The 3438-nt window shown below is 65.0% G+C and carries 3 protein-coding genes; all 3 read left to right on the plus strand.

What is annotated here, in order from left to right:
* Nucleotides 1–102 precede the first annotated feature (102 nt).
* From ABH924_RS24685 to ABH924_RS24695, 3 genes are read left to right on the plus strand one after another with little or no spacing between them, the layout of a single operon-like run.
* Nucleotides 103–1185, plus strand: a complete 1083-nt coding sequence (locus ABH924_RS24685; protein WP_404503148.1) for a tyrosine-type recombinase/integrase — start codon at nt 103–105, stop codon at nt 1183–1185.
* Nucleotides 1148–3064, plus strand: a complete 1917-nt coding sequence (locus ABH924_RS24690) for a tyrosine-type recombinase/integrase (protein ID WP_404503150.1) — start codon at nt 1148–1150, stop codon at nt 3062–3064. The genes ABH924_RS24685 and ABH924_RS24690 overlap by 38 nt, the downstream gene beginning before the upstream one ends.
* Nucleotides 3061–3378 (plus strand): DUF6262 family protein, encoded by a 318-nt coding sequence (locus tag ABH924_RS24695; RefSeq protein WP_234752568.1) that lies wholly within the window; start codon nt 3061–3063, stop codon nt 3376–3378. The genes ABH924_RS24690 and ABH924_RS24695 overlap by 4 nt, the downstream gene beginning before the upstream one ends.
* The last annotated feature ends 60 nt before the right edge of the window (nt 3379–3438 follow it).

Genomic DNA, 3438 nt, shown 5'->3' on the forward strand with positions numbered 1-3438 from the left:
TGCCTCTTAACCGGCTAATCGGTTGTTTCGGACCGGTTCTGGTGCGACACGCCGCGGGGATGTCGCCCGGTTCGGCCGGGACGGAGCGGATACTTCTGTGTCATGGTGACCGGCAAGGATTTGCGGTTGGAACCCGGCGACGGGCAGTGGCGGCTGGCAGGAGCCGGCGCCGATCGTTTCGGTCCGGTCAACGAGTATCTGGGATATCTGACGGACCGGAACTACTCGCCGCGAACCGTACGGACCTACGGCTATGATCTGCTCGCGTTTTGCCGTTGGCTCAGGGAGCAGGACATGGAGCTCCCATCTGTTGGCACCGATGAACTGCTCCACTATTTATCGGCGTGCCGTCAGGCCCATGTTCCCGGCCGACCCGGCCCTAACGTTGTCACCATGCAGGGCCGGCGCCTGGACAGGTACGCGCCCACAACAATCAACCAACGCCTTGCCGCCATCTCAGGTCTCTACACGTTTCTGATCATGCGCAATCCGGAGCTGAAGAACCCGGTCCCGAGGGGCAAGGAGGCCCGCCGGCCAGCTGCCGGTGAACGCACCGGGTTGCTCGCCCACGTGGCAAAGCCAAAGCCAAGGTCCGTATTGCGGCTCCGCGAACCACGCCGGCTCCCACGGGCCCTGAAGCGCAGCGAATCCGCGGACCTTCTGGCCAGCCTGCTCTGCTGGCGGGACCGGGCCATTGCCGGGCTGATGCTCTTTTGTGGGCTGCGCTCGGCCGAGGTGCTTGCCTTGCAGGTGGGCGATGTTGATATCGGCGCCCGCTGGCTATTGGTCCAGGGCAAGGGCGCCAAGGAGCGTCGGGTTCCCCTCGATGTCGACGTCGCCGGGGTGATCCAGACGTATCTGCTGGCCGAACGGCCCGAAACCACAAGCCGCTACCTGTTCATCGTGGCCAAGGGACCGACCCGCGGCCAGCCACTGACGGCTGCCGGGTTACGGACCATTTTCCGCTACCACCGTGAGGTATCCGGTGTTCAGGCCGGAAATCCACACGCCCTGCGCCATACTTTTGGCACCGCCCTGGCAGAGGCCAGCGTGGATCTTGCCGTGATGCAGGCCCTGCTCGGACACACCCATGTTGATACCACCGCCCGCTATATTCACCTGGCCCCCACCCATGTGAAAGCCGAATATGATGCTGCCCGCGCCCGTCAACACCAACGCGACTGATCCGCCGGCTGCACTGCTGGCCTCCTACGCCGCTCACCTTGCCCTGACCCGGCGGGGAAACACTGCTTACACCACCGCGGCCAAAACGTTTGTGGCCCGCTGGCCCCACGTCCAGGACTGGGCGCTGCGGCCATTGCACCTGCAGCTGACAGCGAATAACGCCACGAAACCATTCGTGACCTTTCTGATGGTCAGCGGCCGCCTGCGACCGGACTACGACTACCTGCTGTCCCGTAAATTCTCCAGCCTCTGGCGCGAAGTCATCGGCACCGGGCTCGAGACCGATTTGGCCCGGTTCAGGACTGCAGCCGGCGAACTGGGATTCAGCGACAGGGTCGCCTCGGCACTGGCCTCACAGGTCATCGCCCGCCTGCTCATCCATACCGGCCGGATCCTGGACACCCTCACGGATGCCGACGTCGACGAGCTTGAAAAGGCCTGCCACGAGCGCCAGGACCGCACCGGCCGCAGCGCGCGCTCCTACCGGGGCCTGCTCCAAAGCACCCGGCAAATACTCTTCCATCAGGGAGTGCTGCCGGCCCCGGCGACCCGGCCCGCACCCAGGCTGCCTTTCGATAAGCGTATGGCAGCCGTCCCGTCACCGCTCCATGAAGTGTTGGTCCGCTACCTGCAGCGCAAATCAGTGACCTGCGTTCCCGCCACCGTCAGCGGTATCGCCACCCGGCTGGCCCATTTCGGCCGTGTGATCAGCGAACTGGACCCCACCCTGACGGGACCGGACGGCCTGGAGCGCTGCCGCCATATCGAGCCATACCTGATCGCACTGTCCCTGGCAGAGAACACCAAAAGCGGCGGAACACTCTCGATCGCCGAGCAGTCCCGACGGGTAAACACCGTGGCCAACTTCCTGACAGAGATCACCGAATGGGGCTGGCCCGATGCGCCAACCCGGCGGTTGCTCTTCCGCTCCGACATCCCGCGGCTGCCGCGGCCCCTGCCGCGTTATCTGCCCCCGGATGCGGACCGCACCCTGAGCGCCGAGCTTGTCCGTTCGCCAAACCGGCTCACCGCGGACGCACTGCTGCTCCAACGCGCCGCCGGGCTGCGGATCGGGGAACTGCTGGACCTTGAAATGGACTGCGTGCACGAGGTCCCCGGCCAAGGGTCCTGGCTCAAGGTCCCGCTGGGCAAACTCGCCACCGAACGGATGGTTCCCCTTGATGATGATGCATTGGAAGTACTGGACCGGATCAGCATCACCCGCTCACCGGGCAGGCCCATCCCACACCCAAGGACCGGACGGCCGGCGGATTTCCTCTTCACCCACCACGGCCACCGGCTGGGACAAAACGCCCTCCGGACCGAACTGGCCCGTGCTGGCCAGACGGCCGGACTCGGCCACATCACCACTCACCAACTCCGCCATACCTATGCCACCGCCCTGATCAACGCAGGGGTATCCCTCCAGGCACTGATGGCGCTGCTGGGGCACGTCTCCGCCGAGATGAGCCTGCGCTACGGCCGGCTTTTCGATAGCACGGTCAGAACCGAATACGAACGCGCCCTGGATATGGCCAAGGCCCGGATCGGCCCCTTGCCCACCGGACGCAGGACACTGCCGCTGGTCGATATCACCAACGGGGACTGGCGGGAGACCCCCATGATCAAAGCGCGCATGGCCGGCGGATACTGCCTGCGCGCACCCGCCCAAGAAGCATGCCCCTACGCCAACATCTGCGAACACTGCCCCAGCTACCGCACCGACAACACCCACCTGCCGGTACTCACCGCCCAACGCCACGACGCCGAAATACTCGCCCGGGACGCCGCAGCACGCGGCTGGAGCAGCGAAGCCCAACGGCACCAAAAACTCGTCGAACAACTGGACATCCTCATCAGCGAAGCCCACACCGGATGACCCAAGACACCTTCGTGGCCCGCGTCGAGCAAGCCCTCGAGGAGAGGGTGGCAAACGGACAACCCGTGACGTTCACCGCCACCGCGGCAGCGACCGGAATTTCCCGGGCGACCCTCTACCGCAACCCGGAACTGCGGACGCTAATCCAGGAATACCGGCTCCGTGGCGTTCAAGGACCCACGCTCTCCGGCCTGAGCATCGAGATCGCCCAGCTACGCGCCAGCCTCGAAGCCGTCGCCGACCGCGCCCGCCACCACGAGGAACGACTCCGCCGGCTCGAACGAGCCAACACCACGACCAAGGCCACGAAATAAAGATCAAAAAAGGACGACAGCGGACAATTCCAGACCCGGATTAGCCGGTTAATCCAACGA

Source organism: Arthrobacter sp. GAS37, from assembly GCF_044908325.1.
Lineage (GTDB): Bacteria > Actinomycetota > Actinomycetes > Actinomycetales > Micrococcaceae > Arthrobacter > Arthrobacter ramosus.